Here is a 20,742-nt window from a genome sequence, read left to right on the forward strand (position 1 = left end):
CGTCCGGCGATTGCCGGCTGGCTCCTGTTCGACCTCGCCGCCCAACCCTGGTTCACACTGGTCACGACCTTCGTCTACGGCCCCTATTTCGTCTCCGCGATCGCGGCGAGCCCGGCCGACGGCCAGGCCTGGTGGGGGCTGGCGACGGGGATTGCCGGGGCCATCATCGCCGTCCTGTCGCCTGTGCTCGGCGCCGTCGCCGATGCCGGCGGGCGGCGAAAACCCTGGATCTTCGGCTTCTCGCTCGCCGTCGTCATCGGTGCGTTGATGTTGTGGTGGGGCCGGCCGGGCGACGAGGCGGCCGTCCTCATCGTGCTCACCGCCTTCGTCATCGGCACGGTCGGGGTGGAGTTCGCCACCGTCTTCACCAACGCCATGATGCCGGACCTGGTGCCGACCGAAAAACTCGGTCGCCTGTCCGGCACCGGCTGGGCCGTTGGCTATGTCGGCGGGCTCATCACCCTTGTCATCGTCCTCGGCTTCATCGCCGCACGGCCGGAGAGCGGTGAGACGCTCTTCGGGCTGACGCCGATCCTCGGCCTCGATCCGGCGACACATGAGGGCGACCGCGCGTCCGGCCCGTTCACGGCGATCTGGTACGTCGTCTTCATCCTGCCGCTGTTCCTGTTCACCCCCGACGGCCGCAAGAAGGCGACGCTGAGGGCCTCCGTCGGCATCGGCTTTCGCGAACTCGTCGCCACGGTCCGCGACCTGAAGCACTACCGCAACGCCTTCACCTATCTCATCGCCCACATGACTTACACGGACGGCCTCGTCGCCCTGTTCGCCTTCGGCGGCATCTACGGCACCGGCGTCTTCGGCTGGTCGACCATCGAGATCGGCATCTTCGGGATCTGGCTGACCATCGCCGGCACCATCGGCGCGGTCATCGGCGGGCGCTTCGACGATCTTCTGGGGCCGAAGCCGGTGGTACTGACGGCAATCGCGCTGCTCATCGTCTCGGCCGTCGGCATCCTTTCCGTCGACCGCAGCCATATTCTCTTCGTGGTGGAGACGGTGCCGTCCGATGCCGTCGACGGGCTCTTCGCCAGCGTTCCGGAAATGGCCTATATGCTGTTGGGCGGGCTGATCGGGGCGGCGGCGGGGCCGCTTCAGTCCGCCTCGCGGACGCTTCTCGTCCGCGTCGCGCCGCGCGACCGGCTGACCCAGTTCTTCGGGCTGTTTGCGCTTTCCGGCAAGCTGACCAGCTTCATGGGGCCATTCGCCGTCGGCCTGCTGACGGCGCTCTCCGGCAGCCAGCGGATCGGTATTTCGGTGCTGGTGGCGTTCTTTGTCGTCGGCGCCGTCCTGCTCGTCATGGTCCGCACCGAGGCGGCCGAATAACGCTCAGGGCCAATGGGCGCGGCCCGCACGAGGCGGGCCGGCCGATAGTCGCTATCGGGAAACCGAAATGGCGCTGCCGCCGACCGTCTGGCCGTTAAACCGCTCGGCGCCATTGGAATAGAGCGTGGCGATGCGCTCGCCGCCCTTGTCCTTCAGGATCACCTGCTTGCCGTTGAGGTCCCAGGCCGAGATCGTCTTCAGGGTTTCCGTGCCGCAGCCGCGGGTGCTGGCGCGGTAGCCGCCGGACCAGGTGGTCAGCGTCATGAAGAGCTGGCAGCGGTCGCCGCCGGAGGCCACGGACCAGCCGCCGAGCATGTCGGTGCGGCCGACTTCCTGGCTGCCGGCCGGCTCTGCCGGGACGACGGGGCCGGCGGAGGCAACGTCGGTGCCCTCGGCAGGCATGCCCTCGGGGGTCTGGCCGTCCACCGGCGGCAAGGGCTGGCCATTGGCGTCGGTGGCGCGATCCGGCGGCACCAGATCGACGGGCGCGAGCGCCCCGGAGGCCACCGGCTGGGTCGGGCTGGCCGGCAGCGGATCGACGCTGGAACCGAAGCCGAGACGCTGACAGGCGCCCAGCGAAAGGGCGAGGGCGAGTAGGACGAAAACCGGGCGCCGCATCATAATGCTCCCAAGGGCTGTCGTGTGAATGACGAGTGTAGACCGGTTTACGCCGATTAAGGCAAATTTGCGGTTAACCGGAACCGGGCCGCACAATTTCCGGTCCAATCGACCCGCGACCGTTGCCCGGAGGCAACAGCTTTCCACCTGACTTACAGCGCTTCTGTGTGCAAGTGCGGCGCTCGACCGGATGGCGTCGCCGGCGGGTGCGCGGGCAAAAAAACCTTGGGCGGAGTCGTCTTTTGCGGCCCGGGCGCTCCGCCGGAAGGCCGAGGGCGCAAGGCCAGGCAGGTACTGCCCAGTATATGCACTGTATCCAAAAGCAAAGATTACAGCAGATAACATATGGAATTATGGCGCTGCCCACAGGGTATTTCCGGCCGGATCCGACTCCATGTATCGGCCGATAGAACCGCCCGACTGGAACTGCGCCAGCGCGAGTCAGGTCACTGGTGCGGCCGATTCAGCCCGTTAAAATAACCGATTAGAGAATCATGCGTAGTCGCGCGGCTGTCCGATCATTGACCTAATAGAAAGAGCTGCGGAGAGCTATGTTGTTTCAGTTCGAAACATGCATGCGGTGAATACAGAATATTAAATCAATAAATCAGATACAATTTTCGGCGTTTTTTACGGGAAAAGGTAATTCACAATCCACAAAGCGCCCATGCCGACGGCGAGCGTGCCGAAAACGCTTCGCGTGGCGACGGCGGCGACGAGCGCGAAAGCCCCGGCGATCAGGCGGTGGTTGTCGAGGGAAAGGTCGATCGGACCGTCCGGCCTCAGGATCGCCGGAACGACCAGTGCGGCGAGCACCGCCGGCGGCACGTAGCGCAGCAGCCGCATCAGCGTCGGCGGGATCTCCCGGCCGCCAAGCGCATGGATGAACGACCAGCGCAGCCCGAAGGTGAGCGCCCCGCTGGCGAGAATCACCATCCACAGGACCAACCCGTTATCCATTGCGCGCCTCCCGCAGCCGCTCCGTCAGGTAGCCGGTGGCGATGCCGCTGACGGCGCCGAGGCCGAGGCCGAGATTATAGGGCAGCCCGCCGGCGATCACCGCGACGCTGCCGCCGACAATGGCGGCCACGACCGTCGGCCGGTCCTTCAGGGCCGGCACGAGCAGCGCCATGAACGACAGCGGAACGGCAAAGCCGAGACCCCAGCTCGGCGGGATGCCGGCGCCGATGACATAGCCGGCAACGCTCGCCGGCAGCCAGGTCAGCCAGACCATCAGCCCGCAGGCGAACAGGAACAGATGGCCGCGCTCCTCGCCGCCGTGCTCGTCGGAGGTCATCCGGATGATGCTGAGGGCGTAGGCCTGGTCGGAGAGGATATAGGCGAGCCCGGCGCGCTTGGGCGCGGGTAGGTGCTTCAGGTGCGGCGCCAGCGAGGCGCTGTACATGGCAAAGCGCAGATTGATGACGAAGGCCGTGGCGACGAGGACCACCGGCAGGGCGTCCTGGTTGATGAGCTGGGCGATCGCGAGCTGGGCCGCCCCGGCGAAGATGACGACCGCCATGCCCATCGCGGCGGCAAAGGAAACGCCGGCATCGGCCGCGGCGACGCCGGAGATCATGCCGAAGGCGAACATCGGCGGGACCAGCGGCGCGATGGCCCGGACGCCGGCAAGGAACGGCCTCGATCGGAAGGCGGACAGGAGCATGGGCAGCCGGAGAACGGGTCGAAGCGATCGGGCGCCGCGGCGACATCTGGTCGACCGGACGCCTCTTGGGGAGTATCTGCCCTTCGGTAGCGTCCCTCCGCCGTCCTGTCCAGCGGCTCACGGCCTGCCGGTTGCGCGGCGCGACCGGATCTGACGGGGAAAAGCCGGAGCGAGCGGCCTGTGGAGGCGTTCGTTCCGGCCTTTGCGGGGGAGAATGTCAGGTTCTGGTGGGGTCCGGTCAGCCGTTGGCGCTGCCGCTGCCGCTGCCCTGCTGCGGGACGCCGTCGATGCTGTAGGATTCCACGATCACGGAATCTTCCACAGCCTTCAGCGCCAGGTTGGCCTCGTAGTATTTCTTCTCGCCGAGCAGCTTCACGGCATCCTTGACGTGGTCGAGACTGGCCTTGGCCGGGATCAGCGCGGCCGACACGGTGACGTCGATGCTGCCCTCGCGCAGGACTTCTGCGGCCTTCTTGTGATCGCCCTTGGCCAGGTGCTCATTGGCCTTCTTCACGGTCTCGGCCTTGTCGGCGGATGGCACGAGCCCCTCGGCCAGCGTCAGCGAGGAATCGAAGGGAAGATACGCATCGCCTTCGGCCGCCTTCTTGGTGGTGACGACGGAAAAGTCCTTCATCGACGACTGCGCCGTCTTCAGGTCGGTGGCGGCCTTGTCGACGAATTCGGTGGCGACGTCCGGCGTGCCGTTGAAGATGGCGAGCCGCGCGGCGCGGACCTCGCGAAGACCGCGATAGGCCTCGTCGACGGTCTTGATGATCTTCTTGTCCTTGGTGTCGAGGGCCGCGGCGACGGCATCCGTGCTGGCGGCCTTGGTCGTTGCTTCGGCGGCCTTCTGGTCGGCGGCGTAGCCCGCGGTCGCGGCGATCACCGGAAGTGCGGCAAGGGCGCCCGCAAGCGCGACGGCTGTCATGTTCCTGCGCGTTTTCATGTCTGTGATCCTTTCCTCAAGCTATTGATTTGTAACGGTGTCCCTTGGGGACACCGCTGATATGGGGACCACGGATTGCGACAAAGTGTCCGGAGAATTAAAGCTTGGTAATGGGGGCGGGAAAGGGACCGCAGAAACCGTTCGTCCCTTCTCGGCGTCATTGCGAACGAGCGAAGCGAGTGCGGCAATCCAGAGCGGCATGCACCGGGCAGGCGGCCCCTGGATCGCCACGGCGCCTGCGGCGCCTCGCGATGACACCTCAAATGGCGCGGGGCTGCAGCCCCACTCTGCCGCTACAAGCGCCGGCAACGGACGCCTCAGCGCCCTCGAGAGCCGCTCGGATCAGATGTCCAGATTGGCGACGCTGAGGGCGTTTTCCTGGATGAACTCCCGGCGCGGTTCCACGTCATCGCCCATCAGCGAGGAGAACACCATTTCCGCGTCCGCTTCCTCGCCCTCCTTCAGGCGCACCTGCAGGAGCGAGCGCGCATCCGGGTCGAGGGTGGTCTCCCAGAGCTGTTCCGGGTTCATCTCGCCGAGCCCTTTGTAGCGTTGCAGCGAGACGTTCTTGCCGCCGGCGGTAAAGACCGCGTCGACGAGGGCGCGCGGCCCCCGGATGTCGGTCCTCAGGTCCTTGCGCTGAAGGGCCGCCGCCTTGACGTAGATTTCCTTCAGATGTTCGGCGTTGGCGTTGAGCTTGCGGGCATCGGTCGAGCCGATCAGGGCGGTGTCGATGGTCGCCACCTCCTTGACGCCGCGCACGGTGCGCTCAAAGACGAGGCTGCCGTCGTCGCGGGCCTCGCCGGTCCAGCCGCGCTCAGTCTCCTCGGAGATGATGTCGAGCCGCCGGGCGATATAGGCCGCCGCCTCGCGGGCCTTTTCCGGATTGCTGAGCGCTTCCGGGTCGAGCGCGCCGGCGATCGCCGCCTGCTCCACCACGTCGCGATTGTAGCGGGAATGGAGCCCGTCGAGCACGCCCTTGATGGAGCGGCCGCGGGTGACGATCGTCTCAAGGTCCGGGCCGGCCAGCGTCTCGCCGGTGGCCAGCGTCAGCACGGCCTCGTTGAGGCCGCCGGCGATCAGATAGTCCTCTAAGGCCCGCTCGTCCTTCAGGTACTGCTCGGAGTTGCCGCGCTTCACCTTAAAGAGCGGCGGCTGGGCGATATAGAGGTGGCCGCGCTCGATCAGCTCCGGCATCTGCCGGAAGAAGAAGGTGAGCAACAGCGTGCGGATATGGGCGCCGTCGACGTCGGCGTCCGTCATGATGATGATCTTGTGGTAGCGCAGCTTGTTGATATCGAGCTCTTCCTTGCCGATACCGGTGCCGAGCGCGGTGATCATGGTGCCGATTTCCTGGCTCGACAGCATCTTGTCGAAGCGCGCCCGCTCCACGTTGAGGATCTTGCCGCGCAGCGGCAGCACGGCCTGGGTCGCCCGGGCCCGGCCCTGCTTGGCCGAGCCGCCGGCCGAATCGCCCTCAACGAGGAACAGCTCGGCCTTCGACGGGTCGCGCTCCTGGCAGTCGGCGAGCTTGCCGGGCAGGGAGGCGACGTCGAGCGCGCCCTTGCGGCGGGTCAATTCGCGCGCCTTGCGCGCCGCCTCGCGGGCGGCCGAGGCCTCCACGACCTTTGAGACGATGGTCTTGGCCTCCGCCGGATGCTCCTCGAACCAGGTGGCGAGCGCCTGGTTGATGACGTTTTCAACGACCGGCCGGACTTCGGAGGAGACCAGCTTGTCCTTGGTCTGGGACGAGAATTTCGGATCCGGCACCTTGACGGAGAGCACGCAGGTCAGCCCCTCGCGGCAGTCCTCGCCGGTCAGCGAGACCTTTTCCCGCTTGGCGATGCCGGACGATTCCGCATAGCCGGTGACCTGGCGGGTCAGCGCGCCACGAAACCCGGCTAGGTGCGTGCCGCCGTCCCGCTGCGGGATGTTGTTGGTGAAGCACAGCACGTTCTCGTGGTAGGAGTTGTTCCACCACAGCGCCGCCTCGACGGTGACGTCGTCGCGCTCCGCGCGGATTGCGATCGGGTCCGGAACCAGCGGATGCTTCGCCTTGTCCAGGTAGCGCACGAAGGCTTCCAGGCCGCCCTCATACATCAGTTCTTCGCTCTTGGACTCAACGCCGCGATTGTCGGTGAGGATGATGCGCACGCCGGAATTCAGAAAGGCGAGTTCGCGCAGCCGGTGCTCCAGCGTGCCGTAGTCGAAATCCGTCATGGTGAAGGTTTCGGTCGACGGCATGAAGGTGACTTCCGTGCCGCTCTTGCCCTTGGCGTCCCCGGTCACCTTGAGCGGCATCTCGGCGACGCCGTTGGAAAAGCGCATGGTGTGTTCGTGGTCGTTGCGCCAGATGCGTAGCTCCAGCCACACCGACAAGGCGTTGACGACGGAAACGCCGACGCCGTGCAGGCCGCCGGAGACCTTGTAGGAGTTCTGGTCGAATTTACCGCCGGCATGGAGCTGGGTCATGATGACCTCGGCCGCCGAGACGCCCTCGCCCTCGTGGATGTCGGTGGGGATGCCGCGTCCGTTGTCGGTGACGGTGACCGAACCGTCGGCATTGAGCACCACGGTGACGGCATCGGCCCAGCCGGCCAGCGCCTCGTCGATGGCGTTGTCGACCACCTCGTAGACCATGTGGTGCAGGCCCGAGCCGTCGTCGGTGTCGCCGATATACATCCCCGGACGCTTGCGTACCGCATCGAGGCCTTTGAGGACCTTGATGGATTCGGCGCCGTAGTCGCCGCTATTGCCGTTGCCGTTCTGGGGTGCGTCCGTCATGAAACCGTCTTGGATTGTGGCACAATGATTCGCCTCCAATATAGGGGTTCGAAGCCGGGATTACACGCGAAAAAGCCCCTGAAATCAGTTATGAAAACAAAGGGTTAAAGGGGCGAATCGCAGCCCCGTGTGAATTGCGGCGCATTCCTGCCGCATTTGGCCGGAAACGGGCGCGAACAATCGCCGGAAACGGACCGCCGATCGCCGGTCGGCGGGCCGCATCGGAGCAAAAAAAGGGGCATGAATGACGGCATATCCGGCCGCATCGACCGAAAATGTTCAACAGGCGGGCCACGTCCTCGCCGTCGCCGCCAGTCCCGGTCACGCCTTCTCCAAGGAGCCGCAACCGGGCATCACGCTTGTTGCGGGTCTCGGCGTTGCCGGCGATGGCCATGCCGGCTCGACCGTGCAGCACCGCTCGCGGGTGCGCCGGGATCCGACACAGCCGAACCTGCGCCAGGTTCACCTGATCCATGGCGAGCTCCTCGACGAACTGGCCGAAAAGGGATTCGATATCGCGCCGGCCGATCTCGGCGAAAACATTACCACCGCCGGCCTCGATCTTCTGGCGCTGCCACGGGGCACGCGGCTTGCCGTCGGCGCCGACGCGGTGGTCGAGATCACCGGCCTGCGCAATCCATGTGCCCAGATCGACGATTTCCGGCAAGGACTGCTGAAGGCGGTGATCGGGCGCGATGCCGCCGGCCGTCCGGTCCCGAAGGCGGGCGTCATGGGCATCGTCCTTGCCGGCGGTGCAGTGCGGCCGGGCGATGCGGTAGTCGTTACCCTGCGGCCGGGGCCGCATATCGCCCTTGAGCGGGTCTGACCGCGCTGCCGCCGCGGCAGGCGTTCAGCGCGATGCGATGGTCAGCGCCGCACCGGCCATGGCCGTGCCGGCGATGCGGTTGAGGAGCCGCAATCCGCGCCCGGAACGCATCAGGTCGCGGGCCCGGTCGACGGCGAGGACATAGACCGCCATGCCCGCCGGCAGCACCACGGCGATGGCGCCGCCGCAGGCCAGCGCATCGACCAGCACCAGCGTCTTCAGGTCGACGACCGTCGGCAGGATGGCGAGGTAGAAGACCATGGTCTTGGGATTGCCGAGCGTGATCGCAAGCGCGGTGAAGGCCGCCGACAGGGACGAGTGCAGCGAGGCCGGCGGCACCGCCGCTTTCGGCTGCGGCTCCGACGTCCAGGCCTTGACGGCGAGATAGAGCAGATAGGCGATGCTGGCGTATTTGATGGCGACGAACGCGGCATGGAAGGTCTGGGCGAGAAGGGCGAGGCCGCCGACGGCACAGGCGAACCAGATGAGGTTTCCCGCGACCATGCCGGCGACATAGGGCACCGCGTCGCGCCGTCCGTGGGCCAGCGTGTGGCCGATCAGGCCGACGACGCCCGGTCCGGGGGTCATCACCGCCAGGAAATAGACGCCGACGAAGACGGCAAGCCCGAAAACGTTCATGGCCGGGGTCCGGATGGAGGATGGCGACGCCGATCTGGCGCCGCCCGCGGCAAAAAGTCAATATGGCTGACCTATTGCCGGCCGGTCCCTCCCGGGCAGGTCAATCGAGGAAGATCAGCGCCGTACCGGCAATGACGAGGGCGGCGCCGGCAAAGGCCCAGAGCGACGGCCGCTCGCCCGTATGGATCCAAAGAAGCGGCAGGATCAGCACCGGCGAGGTGGCCGACAGCGTCGAGACGATGCCGACCTCGCCGCCGGACAGCGCATAGAGCACCAGCGTCATGCCGACGCCCATGGCAACAAAGCCGGAAAGGGCGATCTGGCCGACAATCCTCGGTGTGACCGGGTTCCGCTGGCGGAATTTCAGCACCGGAAGCTGCATCAGCAGGGTGAGGCCGAGAACGGCGATGCCGACGCGGATCGCCGAGACCGCGACCGGATCGGCGCCTGCCGCCATCACCGGCCGGGCGATCAGCGAGCCGAGCGCCTGGGACATGGCCGAGGTGAGCCCGAGCAGGATGCCGAGCCGCAGCGGCCCGCGGATATTCTCCCACTGGTGGAGCTGGGAGCGGCGCTTGCCGAAGGCGATGGCCATGATGACGCCCACCACCGACAGGGCGATGCCCGTGACCGCCCGGCTCGACAGCACCTCGCCGAGAACCAGCCAGCCGAGCAGTGCCGCCAGCGGCGCGTTGAGGGCAAAGAGGATGCCGGAGCGCCGCGGGCCGAGCCGGTTCATGGTCAGGAACAGCGCGGTGTCGCCGAGGAAGATGCCGATGAAGCCGGAGGCAAGGATGGCAAGGGCCTGATCGCCGGAGACCGTCGCCCAGCCGCCGGTGAGCGTTGCGGCAACGGCCAGCATGACGAAGACCATGCCCATGCGCAGCCGGTTGAAGGCGATGGCGCCGAGATGCTGGGACGGGCCGGCGGACAGGAGCCCGGAAAAGGCCCAGAGAAGCGCGGCCGCAAGGGCGGCGAGTTCGAAGGTCATGGCATCGGCCGAAGGATGTCGCGGCGGACCGCGAGACTGTGTCGAACGGCTCCTTACGCCAAGCGGCGCGCGCCGTCACGCCGTTTGTTCTGGGGGTCAGCTCTCGCCGGAGACCGTGCCGTCATGGACGGAAAACCGCTGCGCGCGGTCTTCCAGCGCGGCAAAGAGCGACAGGTCCGTGCCGGTCATCCAGGCCTGGACGCCGAGCCGGTCGAGGGCGGCAAAGAGCCCGGCCCGCCGGTGGGTGTCGAGATGGGCGGCGACCTCATCGAGGAGGAGGAGGGGGGTCCTTCCCGTCATCTCCTCCACCAGCCGCGCATGGGCAAGGACGAGGCCGAGGAGCAGCGCCTTCTGCTCGCCGGTGGAACAGGTCGCCGCCGCCATGTCCTTCGGTCCGTGGCGCACCAGAAGGTCGCTGCGGTGGGGGCCGGAACGCGCCCGCCCGGCGGCCCGGTCGCCGTGACGGGCGTCGGCCAGCGTTTCGCGATAGGCATCCTCGACTTCGACGGCCGGGCGGTTCGAGACCTCGCGCTCCAGCGCGCCGTCGAGGGTGAGAACGGCATCGGGAAAGGGCGATTGCGGGTCGTGGTGGGCGGCGATCAGCCGGGAGAAACAGGCGGCAAGCTCGGCTCTCGCGGCGGCGACCGCAACGGCGTATTCGGCCATCTGCGCTTCCAGACCGTCGAGCCAGGAACTGCGGCCGCCCTCTTCCAGCACCCGGTTGCGCTCGCGCATGGCCTTTTCGAAAGACGACACCCGGCGGGCATGGTCGCGGTCGATGGCCAGCACCAGCCGGTCGAGGAAGCGCCGCCGGTCGCCGGCCGCGCCGGTAAAAAGCCCGTCCATCGCCGGCGTCAGCCACAAGACGCGGGCGACATCGAGCAGCTCCTCGGAGGTCCGCGCGGTGGTGCCGTCGATGCGGATGCGGCGCTGGCGCTCCGGGTCCGGCCCCTCGGCAACGAGCCCGGTACCGACGACGGTCTCGCCGGCAGCGCCGAGGAGCGTTGCCGCAACGGCCCAGCCGCCTCCGCCGCCCTGGCGCGCCACGTCCTCAAGCCGTGCCCGCCTGAGCCCGCGACCCGGCGAGAGATAGGACAGCGCTTCCAGGATGTTGGTCTTGCCGGCGCCGTTTTCCCCGGCGAGCACCACATGGCGCGCGTCCGGCGCCATCGACAGGCGGGCGTAGTTCCGGAAATCGGTCAGCTTGAGGGCGGTCACGGAAAGGGCGCCGGCATCGGTCATCGGCGTGGCGGAAAGCCCCCTTCGATCGGCGGAAAGTCCCCGGCCGGCCTTACACCCGCATCGGCATCAGGACGTAGAGCGTGCCCTTGTCGCCCTTGTCGCGGATCAGCGTCGGCGAGCCCGGATCGGCCAGGAGGAAGACGATGGTGTCGCTGGAAAGCTGGGCCGTGATGTCGAGGAGATAGCGGGAATTGAAGCCGATCTCCAGGTCCTCCGCCTGGTAGTCGACGGCGAGCTCTTCCGTGGCGCTGCCGGAATCCGGGTTGTTGACGGTGAGCACCAGCCGGCCCTCGGCGAGCTGCAGCTTGACCGCCCGCCCGCGCTCCGAGGAAATCGTCGAGACGCGGTCGACGGCCTCCTTGAAGGGGTCCCGGTCGACGATCAGTTCCTTGTCGTTGTTCTGCGGGATCACCCGCGCATAGTCCGGGAAGGTGCCGTCGATCAGCTTGGAGGTCAGCACGACCGAGCCGATGGTGAAGCGGATCTTGGCGTCCGACAGCTCGACCTGGACGGTCGCTTCCGGGTCTTCGACGAGCTTCTGGATCTCGCCGACGGTCTTGCGCGGCACGATGATGCCGGGCATCCCCGCGGCCCCCTCCGGCGCCTTGGTGTCGGCCTGGGCGAGCCGGTGGCCGTCGGTGGCGACGGCGCGCAGCACGGTCTCGCCGTTCAGCTCGGTGGTGTGGAAATAGATGCCGTTGAGGTAGTAGCGCGTCTCCTCGGTGGAGATCGCGAACTGGGTGCGGTCGACGAGGCGCTTCAGTTCGCGCGCATCGATCTCGAAGGAATGGCTGAAGGTGCCGGCGGTCAGGTCCGGAAAGTCGGTCTCCGGCAGCATCTGCAGGCTGAAATTGGAGCGCCCGGAAGAAAGCGTCATCAGGCTGTCGTCGCCTGCCGTCTCAAGCACCGTCTCGGCGCCGTCCGGCAGCTTGCGGACGATGTCGTAGAGCATGTGGGCGGGAATCGTCGTCGCCCCCGGCTGCTCGATCATCGCCGCCACGGTTTCCGAGACTTCCAGGTCGAGGTCGGTCGCCTTCAGCCGCATTTCCCCGCCTTCGGCGCGCATCAGCACGTTGGACAGGATCGGAATGGTGCTGCGCCGCTCCACGACGCGGTGCACATGGGTGAGGGACTTCAGCAAGTCGGCCCGCTCGAGTGTGACTTTCATGGGATCGATTCCAGACTTGGCGAAAACACGGACATCGGCCGGAAGGGCGGGGTGCCGGCCGCGGCGTTGCGGCTGTTGCCCCCTGCAACGGACTGACGAAACTGCCCTTAAAGCGTCCGATATGCAAGAGGGCGCAGCATCGCTGCCGCGCCCTCCGGTCCGCCGCATCTCGCCAGGCCGCGCAACGGGGTCCGGAGCGCGCCGGGGATGAATATGTCTCCAGGGAAAGCGGCGCGTTTCCAGCGCCGCGATCTCCCGGGTCGGTCAGTTGTCGAGCAACCTTTTCAGAAGCTCCACCTCGTCGGCCACCGCCTTGTCGGTGGAGACGAGGTGTTCGATCTTGCGCACCGCATGCAGGACGGTCGTGTGGTCCCTGCCGCCGAAATGGCGGCCGATCTCCGGCAGCGAACGCGGCGTCAGCGCCTTGGCCAGAAACATGGCGATCTGCCGCGGCCGGACGATCGCCCTGTTGCGCCGTGCCGAGGTCAGGTCGTCGCGGGTGACGCTGTAATGCTTGGAGACGGTGCGCTGGATGTCCTCGATGCGCACCCGTCGGCGCTCCTTGGCGCGGACCAGGTCGCGCAGCGACATCTCGGCCATTTCCAGGCTGATCGGCGCGCCGGTGAGCTGGTTGGCGGCGAGCAGCCGGTTGACCGCCCCGTCGAGGTCGCGGGAATTGGCCGTGACATGCCGGGCGACGTAGTCGAGGACGTCGTCGGGGACGGCAAGGCTGGCGCCGCCATTGCGGGCCGCCGCGATCCGCTGGGTCAGGATGGAGCGGCGCAGCGCATAGTCCGGCGCGCATATCTGGGCAAGGAGCCCGCCGTTCAGCCGCGAGCGAACGCGCTCGTCGAGGGATTCCAGTTCCACCGGCGGCCGATCGGCGGCGACCACCACCTGCCGGGCACCGTCGATGAGGGCATTGAGGGTGTGGCAGAACTCCTTCTGCACCTGCGGACCGTGCAGGAACTGCAGATCGTCGATGAGCAGCAGGTCGATGCCCCGGAAGCCGTCCTTGAAGGCAATCGCCGACTGCGACTGCAGCGCCGCCACGAAGCGGTACATGAAGTGCTCGGCGGTCAGGTAGAGCACCCGGCGTGCGGGCGTCTTGCTGCGCGCATCCGCGGCGATCGCCTGAAGCAGGTGCGTTTTGCCGAGGCCGACCGAGGCGCAGAGATAGAGCGGATTGTAGGTGGTCGGAGCGGCCGCCGCGATCTGCCGTGCCGCCGCCAGCGCCAGGGTGTTGGAGGCCCCTTCCATGAAATTGTCGAAGGTCAGCCGCGGATCGAGCGGCGAGGAAAAGGCGTTGTCGGCGCGCTCGGCCCGGCCGCTCTCGGTGCGCAGCGAGGCGTCGGCGCGGGACGTCGCGCTGCCGCGCTTTGCCGCCTCGACGGCGGCCGAGCGGGCTTCCGGGCCGGCCGCGGTGCGGGCCAGGGTCTGGCGCGGACGGGTGGCGCCGCGCACCGTCAGCTCGATGCGGCGGATGTCCTCGCATTCGCTGCGCCACAGGCCGATCAGCCGGTCGCCGTAATGGGACTGAATCCACTGCTTCAGGAACCGCGTCGGCACCGACAGGTGCACGGTCCCGTTGGAACGGTCCTCCAGGTCGACCCGTTCGAACCAGCTCGTGTAGACCTCCTCGCCAAGTTCGCTGCGCAGTCGCCGCCGCACCCGGGACCAGTCGTCCATATCTCCCGAGGGAACCGCTTCTTCGGCTCGTGCCATTTCAGATAGCCTCCATCTAATGCCTGTCGGCCGGACCGCCCGCCGCCGCGGCTGTCGGTCTGCCGTATCCGTCGTTGCCGGCCCCGGGGGCCCCTCACAGGGCATCTCGTCCCGCTGCCGGCTGTTGCGTGCTGCCGGGATCCGCCTCGATCTTTCCGGCACTCAAAAGGTCGTCCGGTTACCTTTCGGCAACCATGTTTTTCGTGTCATTATTGGTCGACAGCGCAGGGATCACCCCGCGCCGGCGACAAGCTCGCACGATCCGAATGAACCGTATAAGTTGAATTCGTGACGAACCGATCCGCTAGTTAGCGGCGGTCGCGGCCCCGGGAGCAGGGCCGCCGTTCGGCAAGTGTTCGATGTCTAGATTTTAGGCAATAGATATTCATTGCTCCGAACATAGGCCTCGAAAACTTCCCGATGTGTGGTTGACGCTGGAGCCCCAGCCCCGATGACTTGAAGCTAGCCAATCGGCCCCGGCGCCGCAACAGTGAGGATTCTGAAACCCGCGAAATTGAGCCATTTTGGATCACAGCGCGGCGAGACGACCGGTCGCGGCGGGTCGATTTCCGCCTGTGGAGTCAACGGATTCTGGCGGGGAAAAAATGGCACGTTTACGGTATCGAATTCTTCAAAAAAAATCGCCTTGGCGATGCTCGACAGGCGCCCGAATCCGGCTGAATCGAAGTCCTCCAAAAAGACCGGTCCTTAACGCTTTGTTAACTTTTAGATTTTTATGACACGTCGCCCTAACCAACCGTAAGTTGAATCATTCCAGGCCTTTTGCCGGATCACACAACTTTTCTTTCGCCCGGAAACAAAAAACCCGGCGCGGGGCGCCGGGTTTGAAACGGTTTTGTGACGGTTTGGTTTCGATGCTCAGGCACCGACCGCCTTCACCCGTGCCGACAGGCGCGACACTTTCCGCGAGGCGGTGTTCTTGTGCACCACGCCGTCGCCGGCGGCGCGCATGATTTCCGTCTCCGCCTGCCTCAGCGCCTCGTTGGCGGCAGTCTTGTCGCCGCCGGCGATGGCCTCTTCGACCTTGCGGATAAAATTGCGCATGCGGCTGCGGCGGGATTTGTTGATCTCCGTGCGCCGCTCGATTTTGCGAGCCATTTTCTTGGCCGAGACCGTATTGGCCATGCGTGTTTCCCGATTCCGTGCGATTTGCGGTTAGGCGCTGCGCCGGCACCTGAGAATATCCCGGTGGTCACGGCGCAACAGGTTTCATGGGCGGCGGATCGACCGCCACCGATCCGGGCGCTTATACTTGGCCCCATGGGGAACGTCAATCGGAACCCGGAAATGCCGCGAAATATCGCGACTCAGCGATTGCGGAACTGCGGCGAGCGTTTTTCCACGAAGGCCTGCATGCCTTCCTTCTGGTCCTCGGTGCCGAACAGGGAATGGAACAGGCGCCGCTCGAAGCGGGTCCCCTCGGCGAGCGTCGTTTCATAGGCCCGGTTCACCGCTTCCTTGGTCATCATCACCGCCGGCAGCGAGAAGTCGGCGATCTTGGCGGCTGTCGCCAGCGCGTCGTCCAGCATCTCGTCGAGCGGCAGCACGCGGCTGACGAGGCCGGAGCTTTCCGCCTCCTCGGCCGTCATCATGCGCCCGGTCAGGCACATCTCCATCGCCTTCGACTTGCCGACGAAGCGGGTCAGGCGCTGGGTGCCGCCGGCGCCCGGCATTACCCCGAGGGTGATTTCCGGCTGGCCGAACTTGGCGTTCTCCGCGGCAATGATGATGTCGCACATCATGGCCAGCTCGCAGCCGCCGCCGAGCGCATAGCCGGCGACCGCGGCGATCACGGGCTTGCGATTACGCGCCACCCGGTCCCAGGTGGAAATGAAGTCGTCCTTGTAGGCGTCCACATAGGTCAGCGACGACATTTCCTTGATGTCGGCGCCGGCGGCAAAGGCCTTTTCCGACCCGGTGATGACGACGCAGCCGATCTTTTCGTCGGCATCGAACGTGTCGAGTGCCTTGGTCAGTTCGGCGATCAGCTCCGAATTGAGGGCGTTCATGGCCTTCGGCCGGTGCAGCGTGACGAGCCCGACCTTGCCGCGGGTCTCTACGACGATGTTCTCATAGGCCATTCTTGCTTCCTCTCCGGGTGCGGTTCCGCTTTTCCTAAAAGAGCTATCCGAGCCCGCACGCCGTTGCAACGCCTACCGCAGGGGCCGGTTCCGCAAATCGCCCCGGGCGGGATTGCGCCCTCAGTGCTGGCAGGTCGGGCAGAAGAAGCTGGACCGGCCGGACTGGACGATGCGCCGGACCGTGCCGGTGCAGCCCTCGTGCCGGCAGGGCGTGCCCTCCCGGTCGTAGACGGAAAAGGAATGCTGGAAATAGCCGAGCGAGCCGTCGGCATGGACGTAGTCCCGCAGCGACGAGCCGCCGGCGGCAATGGCGTCCGCGATCGTCTCGCGGATGGCAACCACCAGCCGTTCCGCCCGCACACTCGGCGCGCCGGCCTTGGTGGCAAGGCACGAGGCGTTGCGCTTCGGCGACAGGCCCGCGCGCCACAGCGCCTCTGAGACATAGATATTGCCGAGGCCGGCGACGATGCGCTGGTCGAGGAGGGCGGCCTTGAGGCTGGTCTTGCGGTTCCAGCAGGCGGCGGCGAGCGTCGCGGCATCGAGCGAATTGCCGGTCGGCTCCGGCCCGAGCCCGGCAAAGAACGGGTGGAGGTGCAGTTCGGCCCGCGGTGAGAGCGCCATGAAACCGAAGCGCCGCGGGTCGTTATAGATGACGCTGGTGCCGTCGGGCGTCCCGGGTCCGGCGAGATGAAAGACGACATGGTCGTGCGCCGCCGATTTGTTCCGCTCCATATGGAATGCCCCCGGCAGCAGCGCCGTCTCCGGCGTCTCGACGCGGAACGAGCCGGACATTCCGAGATGCATGATGAGGACGTCTCCCGACGACAGGTCGGCCAGCAGGTATTTCGCCCGCCGGCCGAGCGCGACGATGGTCTGACCGGTGAGCCGGCCGACGAAATCGGCGGGGAACGGAAAGCGCAGATCGGGCCGGCGCTGTTCCACGCGGATGATCCGCGCGCCTTCCATCGCCGGCTGCAGCCCGCGCCTGACCGTTTCGACCTCGGGAAGTTCCGGCACGCTCGTCCCGCCTCTCAATTGCCGTCTGTCGTCGTGTCTAACCCATTCGCGGCTCGCGGCAAATGACCGCCGCCGACAGCGCGCCGCGGGCGATGGCGCTCCGTGATCGCTTCGGCTATGGTCGCGGCGCATTTGCGAAGGAAGACCCGCCATGACGATCCGCCAGAAAGACGATGCCGGCGACGAGACCGCCTTCGGCTACAGGACAGTCGCGCTCGGCGAAAAGCAGACCATGGTCGACGACGTATTCCACAAGGTGGCGCGGCGCTACGACATCATGAACGACGCCATGTCCGGCGGCCTGCACAGGCTCTGGAAGGACGCCTTCATCGCCAAGCTGGCGCCGCCGCGCTCCGGCTCCCGGCCCTACGAGGTGCTCGACGTTGCCGGCGGCACCGGCGACATCACCTTCCGCATCCTGGGAAAGGCCCATGATCGCGCCAAGGTCACCATCTGCGACATCAACCACGCCATGCTGACCGTCGGCCGCGAGCGCGCCGAACGGCGCGGTGTCGCCGACCGCATCGAGTTCGTCCAGGGCAACGCCGAGGACCTGCCGATCGCCTCCGACCGCTTCAACGCCTATACGATCGCCTTCGGCATCCGCAATGTGCCGCGCATCCAGGAAGCCGTGAACGAGGCCTTCCGGGTGCTGAAGCCGGGCGGCCGGTTCCTTTGCCTGGAATTCTCCCAGATGGACCTGCCGCTGGCCGACAAGCTCTACGACCTTTATTCCTTCAACGTCATTCCGGCGATCGGCAAGATGATCGCCGGCGACGCCGAGCCCTACCGCTATCTGGTGGAATCGATCCGCGTCTTTCCGCACAAGGCCCGCTTTGCCAAGATGATCCAGGACGCCGGCTTCTCGCGCGTCGACGTTACGCCGCTCGCCGGCGGCGCCGTCGCCATTCATTCCGGCTGGAAGCTCTAAACACCCAGAATCAAGAAACGGCACATTTCCCCGATGGGCTTCAACATCGTCACCTTCGCGCGGCTCTGCCGCTCCGGCTGGACCTTCGTGCGCGAGGGCGTTCCCAATCTCCTGGCGCCGCCCGATCCGCCGCCGGGGCCGGCCTTCGTCCTTCGCGTCCTGAAGGTTTTCGAGCGCCGCCCCGAGCCCGGCGTCGACACCGGCGCGCGCCTCTCCAACGCCCTGCAGCGCATGGGGCCGTCCTACATCAAGCTCGGCCAGTTCCTCGCCACCCGCGCCGACGTCGTCGGCCGCGACATGGCCCGCGAACTCGGCAACCTGCAGGACAGCCTGCCGCCCTTTTCCGAGGAGGCCGCCCGCAAGGCCGTAGAGAGCGCCCTCGGCCGGCCCATCGAGGAGATGTTCGAGAGTTTCGGCCCGCCGGTCGCCGCCGCCTCGATCGCACAGGTCCACAAGGCGGAAATGAAGGGCGACGACGGCACGGTTCGCAGCGTTGCCGTCAAGGTGCTGCGCCCCGGCGTCCAGCACCGCTTCAACCGCGACCTGAAAAGCTTCTACATGGCCGCGCGGCTGATCGAGCGCTTCCATCCGCCGTCCCGGCGGCTCCGGCCCGTTGCCGTCGTCGACACGCTCGCCGCCTCGGTCGAATTGGAGATGGACCTTCGCATGGAGGCCGCCGCCCTTTCGGAGATGGGCGAGAACACGGCGAACGATCCGGGTTTCCGGGTGCCGAACGTGGAATGGCAGCACATCGCCAAGAACGTCCTGGTGCTGGAATGGATCGACGGCATCAAGCTGTGGAAGCATGAGGACCTGGCCGAGGCCGGCCATGACCTGCCGGCGATCGGGGCCAACGTTATCCAGTCCTTCCTGCGCCATGCCATCCGCGACGGCTTCTTCCACGCCGACATGCATCCGGGCAATCTCTTCGTCGAAGCCGACGGCACGCTGGTCGCCGTCGACCTCGGCATCATGGGCCGACTGACCAAGGCGGAGCGGAAATTCCTTGCCGAAATCCTCTTCGGCTTCATCCGCCGCGACTACCTGCGCGTCTCCAGGCTCCATTTCGATGCCGGCTATGTGCCGCCCGACAAGGACGTGGAGCTGTTCGCCCAGTCGCTGCGGGCAATCGGCGAGCCGATCCACGGCCAGTCGGCCTCGGACATCTCCATGGCGCGCCTGCTGACCCAGCTTTTCGAGAACACCGAGCGCTTCGGCATGGAGACCCGCACCGAACTGATCCTCTTGCAGAAGACCATGGTCGTGGTGGAGGGCGTCGGCCGCTCGCTCGACGAGGATTTCGACATGTGGCGGGTGTCCGAACCGGTGGTCCGCGACTGGGTGGAAAAGAACCTCGGGCCCGCGGGCGTATTGCGCGATACCGCCGACGGCATCGGTACCATCGGCCGCCTCGTGCGCGAACTGCCGATGCTGGCCGAGCGCGCCGAGGCTCTGTCGAACGAGATCCAGGAAATGGGCCGCAACGGCCTGCGCTTCGACGCGGCGACGGCCGACGCCATCGGCCGGGCCGAAGCGCGCCACACAAGGTCGGGTCGCATCGCCCTCTGGGTCGGTGCCGTCTCGCTGGCAACCATTGCCTTGAAGCTGGTGCTTTAGCCGGAAACCGGCGTCACCCGCCTGAGCGTCAGGTTGATCCGCCCGCCCTCGGGGAAAAGCTCGCCATAGGGCGCAAGCAGCCGCGACGTTCCCGGATAGAGCCGGTCGATGCCGTGATAGGCGCGCCGCGTCTCCCCCGTCAGCAGCACGATGTCGCCGGAGGAAACCCGGAACGAGCGCGTCGGATCCTTGCGCCGTGTCCCGCCGATCCGAAACAGTGCGGTATCGCCGAGCGAGACCGAGAGGACGGGTGCGGAAAAATCCTCCTCGTCGGCGTCGGTATGCAGTCCCATCCGTGTCCCCGGCCCATAGTAGTTGACGAGGCACGCCTGCGGCGGACCCGGATAGCCGGAGAGCGCATCCCAGAGGTCGAGCAGGCGGTCCGGCATCGCCGGCCAGGGCGCGTCCGTTTCCGGATGCCTCGGCTGGTAGCGATAGCCGGCGCGATCCGAGACCCAGCCGAGCGGCCCGCAATTGGTCATGGCGACGGAGAACGGTTTTCCGGTCCGCGGCATGCGCGGCGTAAAGAACGGCGCGGCGGAAATCACGGTGGCGATTTCTGACAGAAGGTCCGCCTGGTCGGCGGGCGAGAGGTATCCGGGCTTTACCTGCATGGACCGGATATGCTCTTGATGGGGTCCCCGTTTCAAGGGGCCGGCGGCAGCGCTTCAGGAGAGACAGCCTTTGATCCCGATCATCACGCCGATTTTCGCCGGCATTGCCGCGTTCATGCTGATCTGGCTCAGCTCCCGCGTCGTCGCGCTGCGCCGCGTAAAGAACGTCCTTTCCGGCGACGGCGGCGATGCGGAATTGCGCCGCGCCATCCGCGTCCAGGGCAATTTCGTCGAATACGTGCCGCTGACCCTCGTCCTCATGGGGTTTTCGGAAATGCAGGGTGCCAATCGCGGCGTCGTCGTGCTGATCGGCCTTGCCCTCATCGCCGGCCGGGTGCTGCATGCCCTCGGTGTCGCCCGCGACCCGGAGCAGTTCAGCTTCCAGGTGCGCGGCATGTTCTTCACCTTCACCGCGCTCGCCATTGCCGCCGTGCTTTGCGTCGGCCAATCGGTCTGGGTGCTGCTGCAGCGCTAAAAAAAGCCCTGTTCCGGCCGTACACCGCCCGACCGAC

General features: G+C 66.6%; 20 protein-coding genes. 5 read left to right on the forward strand and 15 right to left on the reverse strand.

The features are described 5' to 3' along the window. Nucleotides 1-1,344: MFS transporter (locus CH339_RS18525; protein ID WP_245408171.1), on the forward strand; the 1,344-nt coding region annotated here is incomplete at its 5' end. Between the two features lie 51 nt (nucleotides 1,345-1,395). Here CH339_RS18525 and CH339_RS18530 read toward each other — a convergent pair. The 5 genes from CH339_RS18530 to gyrB form a co-directional block, all read right to left on the reverse strand. Continuing rightward, nucleotides 1,396-1,962: a protease inhibitor Inh/omp19 family protein gene (locus CH339_RS18530; RefSeq protein ID WP_111435893.1), complete on the reverse strand. Its 567-nt coding sequence runs from the start codon at nucleotides 1,960-1,962 to the stop codon at nucleotides 1,396-1,398. Between the two features lie 630 nt (nucleotides 1,963-2,592). Next, nucleotides 2,593-2,922, reverse strand: coding sequence for an AzlD domain-containing protein (locus CH339_RS18535; protein WP_111435867.1), 330 nt, complete (start codon nucleotides 2,920-2,922; stop codon nucleotides 2,593-2,595). After that, nucleotides 2,915-3,628: an AzlC family ABC transporter permease gene (locus CH339_RS18540; protein WP_111435868.1), complete on the reverse strand. Its 714-nt coding sequence runs from the start codon at nucleotides 3,626-3,628 to the stop codon at nucleotides 2,915-2,917. The genes CH339_RS18535 and CH339_RS18540 overlap by 8 nt, the downstream gene beginning before the upstream one ends. A 238-nt stretch (nucleotides 3,629-3,866) precedes the next feature. Beyond that, nucleotides 3,867-4,574, reverse strand: coding sequence for a YfdX family protein (locus CH339_RS18545; RefSeq protein WP_111435869.1), 708 nt, complete (start codon nucleotides 4,572-4,574; stop codon nucleotides 3,867-3,869). Between the two features lie 342 nt (nucleotides 4,575-4,916). Then, nucleotides 4,917-7,358, reverse strand: coding sequence for a DNA topoisomerase (ATP-hydrolyzing) subunit B (gene gyrB / locus CH339_RS18550; protein WP_111435870.1), 2,442 nt, complete (start codon nucleotides 7,356-7,358; stop codon nucleotides 4,917-4,919). Nucleotides 7,359-7,602: 244 nt separating this feature from the next. Here gyrB and CH339_RS18555 point away from each other — a divergent pair, with 244 nt between their 5' ends. Next, nucleotides 7,603-8,184 carry an MOSC domain-containing protein gene (locus CH339_RS18555; RefSeq protein ID WP_111435871.1) on the forward strand — a complete coding sequence of 194 codons (582 nt, stop codon included), beginning with the start codon at nucleotides 7,603-7,605 and terminating at the stop codon, nucleotides 8,182-8,184. 24 nt (nucleotides 8,185-8,208) lie between these two features. Here CH339_RS18555 and CH339_RS18560 read toward each other — a convergent pair whose 3' ends face one another. The 9 genes from CH339_RS18560 to mutM form a co-directional block, all read right to left on the reverse strand. After that, a complete protein-coding gene (locus CH339_RS18560; protein WP_111435872.1) occupies nucleotides 8,209-8,823 on the reverse strand; it encodes a LysE family translocator in 615 nt (204 codons plus the stop codon). Nucleotides 8,824-8,923: 100 nt separating this feature from the next. Next, nucleotides 8,924-9,814 (reverse strand): DMT family transporter, encoded by an 891-nt coding sequence (locus CH339_RS18565; protein ID WP_111435873.1) that lies wholly within the window; start codon nucleotides 9,812-9,814, stop codon nucleotides 8,924-8,926. 96 nt (nucleotides 9,815-9,910) lie between these two features. Further along, the gene (gene recF, locus CH339_RS18570) at nucleotides 9,911-11,056 is read right to left on the reverse strand and encodes a DNA replication/repair protein RecF (protein ID WP_111435874.1); all 1,146 of its coding nucleotides are present in this window, start codon (nucleotides 11,054-11,056) and stop codon (nucleotides 9,911-9,913) included. A 49-nt stretch (nucleotides 11,057-11,105) separates the two neighbouring features. Continuing rightward, nucleotides 11,106-12,224, reverse strand: a complete 1,119-nt coding sequence (gene dnaN / locus CH339_RS18575; RefSeq protein WP_111435875.1) for a DNA polymerase III subunit beta — start codon at nucleotides 12,222-12,224, stop codon at nucleotides 11,106-11,108. A 264-nt stretch (nucleotides 12,225-12,488) separates the two neighbouring features. Continuing rightward, complete coding sequence (gene dnaA, locus CH339_RS18580) at nucleotides 12,489-13,949, reverse strand: chromosomal replication initiator protein DnaA (protein ID WP_111435876.1); 1,461 nt, start codon at nucleotides 13,947-13,949, stop codon at nucleotides 12,489-12,491. Between the two features lie 462 nt (nucleotides 13,950-14,411). Next, nucleotides 14,412-14,645: a hypothetical protein gene (locus CH339_RS24425; protein WP_146610241.1), complete on the reverse strand. Its 234-nt coding sequence runs from the start codon at nucleotides 14,643-14,645 to the stop codon at nucleotides 14,412-14,414. 183 nt (nucleotides 14,646-14,828) lie between these two features. Further along, the gene (gene rpsT, locus CH339_RS18585; RefSeq protein ID WP_111435877.1) at nucleotides 14,829-15,095 is read right to left on the reverse strand and encodes a 30S ribosomal protein S20; all 267 of its coding nucleotides are present in this window, start codon (nucleotides 15,093-15,095) and stop codon (nucleotides 14,829-14,831) included. A 182-nt stretch (nucleotides 15,096-15,277) separates the two neighbouring features. After that, nucleotides 15,278-16,051, reverse strand: coding sequence for an enoyl-CoA hydratase (locus CH339_RS18590; protein ID WP_111435878.1), 774 nt, complete (start codon nucleotides 16,049-16,051; stop codon nucleotides 15,278-15,280). Between the two features lie 120 nt (nucleotides 16,052-16,171). After that, complete coding sequence (mutM, locus tag CH339_RS18595; protein ID WP_111435879.1) at nucleotides 16,172-17,068, reverse strand: bifunctional DNA-formamidopyrimidine glycosylase/DNA-(apurinic or apyrimidinic site) lyase; 897 nt, start codon at nucleotides 17,066-17,068, stop codon at nucleotides 16,172-16,174. A 151-nt stretch (nucleotides 17,069-17,219) separates the two neighbouring features. Here mutM and ubiE point away from each other — a divergent pair, with 151 nt between their 5' ends. Both ubiE and ubiB read left to right on the forward strand, forming a co-directional pair. Then, nucleotides 17,220-17,999, forward strand: coding sequence for a bifunctional demethylmenaquinone methyltransferase/2-methoxy-6-polyprenyl-1,4-benzoquinol methylase UbiE (gene ubiE, locus CH339_RS18600; protein WP_111435880.1), 780 nt, complete (start codon nucleotides 17,220-17,222; stop codon nucleotides 17,997-17,999). A gap of 33 nt (nucleotides 18,000-18,032) precedes the next feature. Then, nucleotides 18,033-19,616, forward strand: coding sequence for a 2-polyprenylphenol 6-hydroxylase (gene ubiB / locus CH339_RS18605; RefSeq protein ID WP_111435881.1), 1,584 nt, complete (start codon nucleotides 18,033-18,035; stop codon nucleotides 19,614-19,616). On the opposite strand, the gene CH339_RS18610 is transcribed toward ubiB, so the two are convergent. Continuing rightward, nucleotides 19,613-20,230, reverse strand: coding sequence for an alpha-ketoglutarate-dependent dioxygenase AlkB family protein (locus CH339_RS18610; protein WP_111435882.1), 618 nt, complete (start codon nucleotides 20,228-20,230; stop codon nucleotides 19,613-19,615). The genes ubiB and CH339_RS18610 overlap by 4 nt on opposite strands. 70 nt (nucleotides 20,231-20,300) lie before the next feature. Between CH339_RS18610 and CH339_RS18615 the strand changes: the two genes are divergently transcribed. Next, nucleotides 20,301-20,705, forward strand: a complete 405-nt coding sequence (locus tag CH339_RS18615) for an MAPEG family protein (protein WP_201240834.1) — start codon at nucleotides 20,301-20,303, stop codon at nucleotides 20,703-20,705. Nucleotides 20,706-20,742 lie beyond the last annotated feature (37 nt).

The organism is Rhodobium orientis (genome assembly GCF_003258835.1).
In the GTDB taxonomy this organism is placed as follows: Bacteria; Pseudomonadota; Alphaproteobacteria; order Rhizobiales; family Rhodobiaceae; genus Rhodobium; species Rhodobium orientis.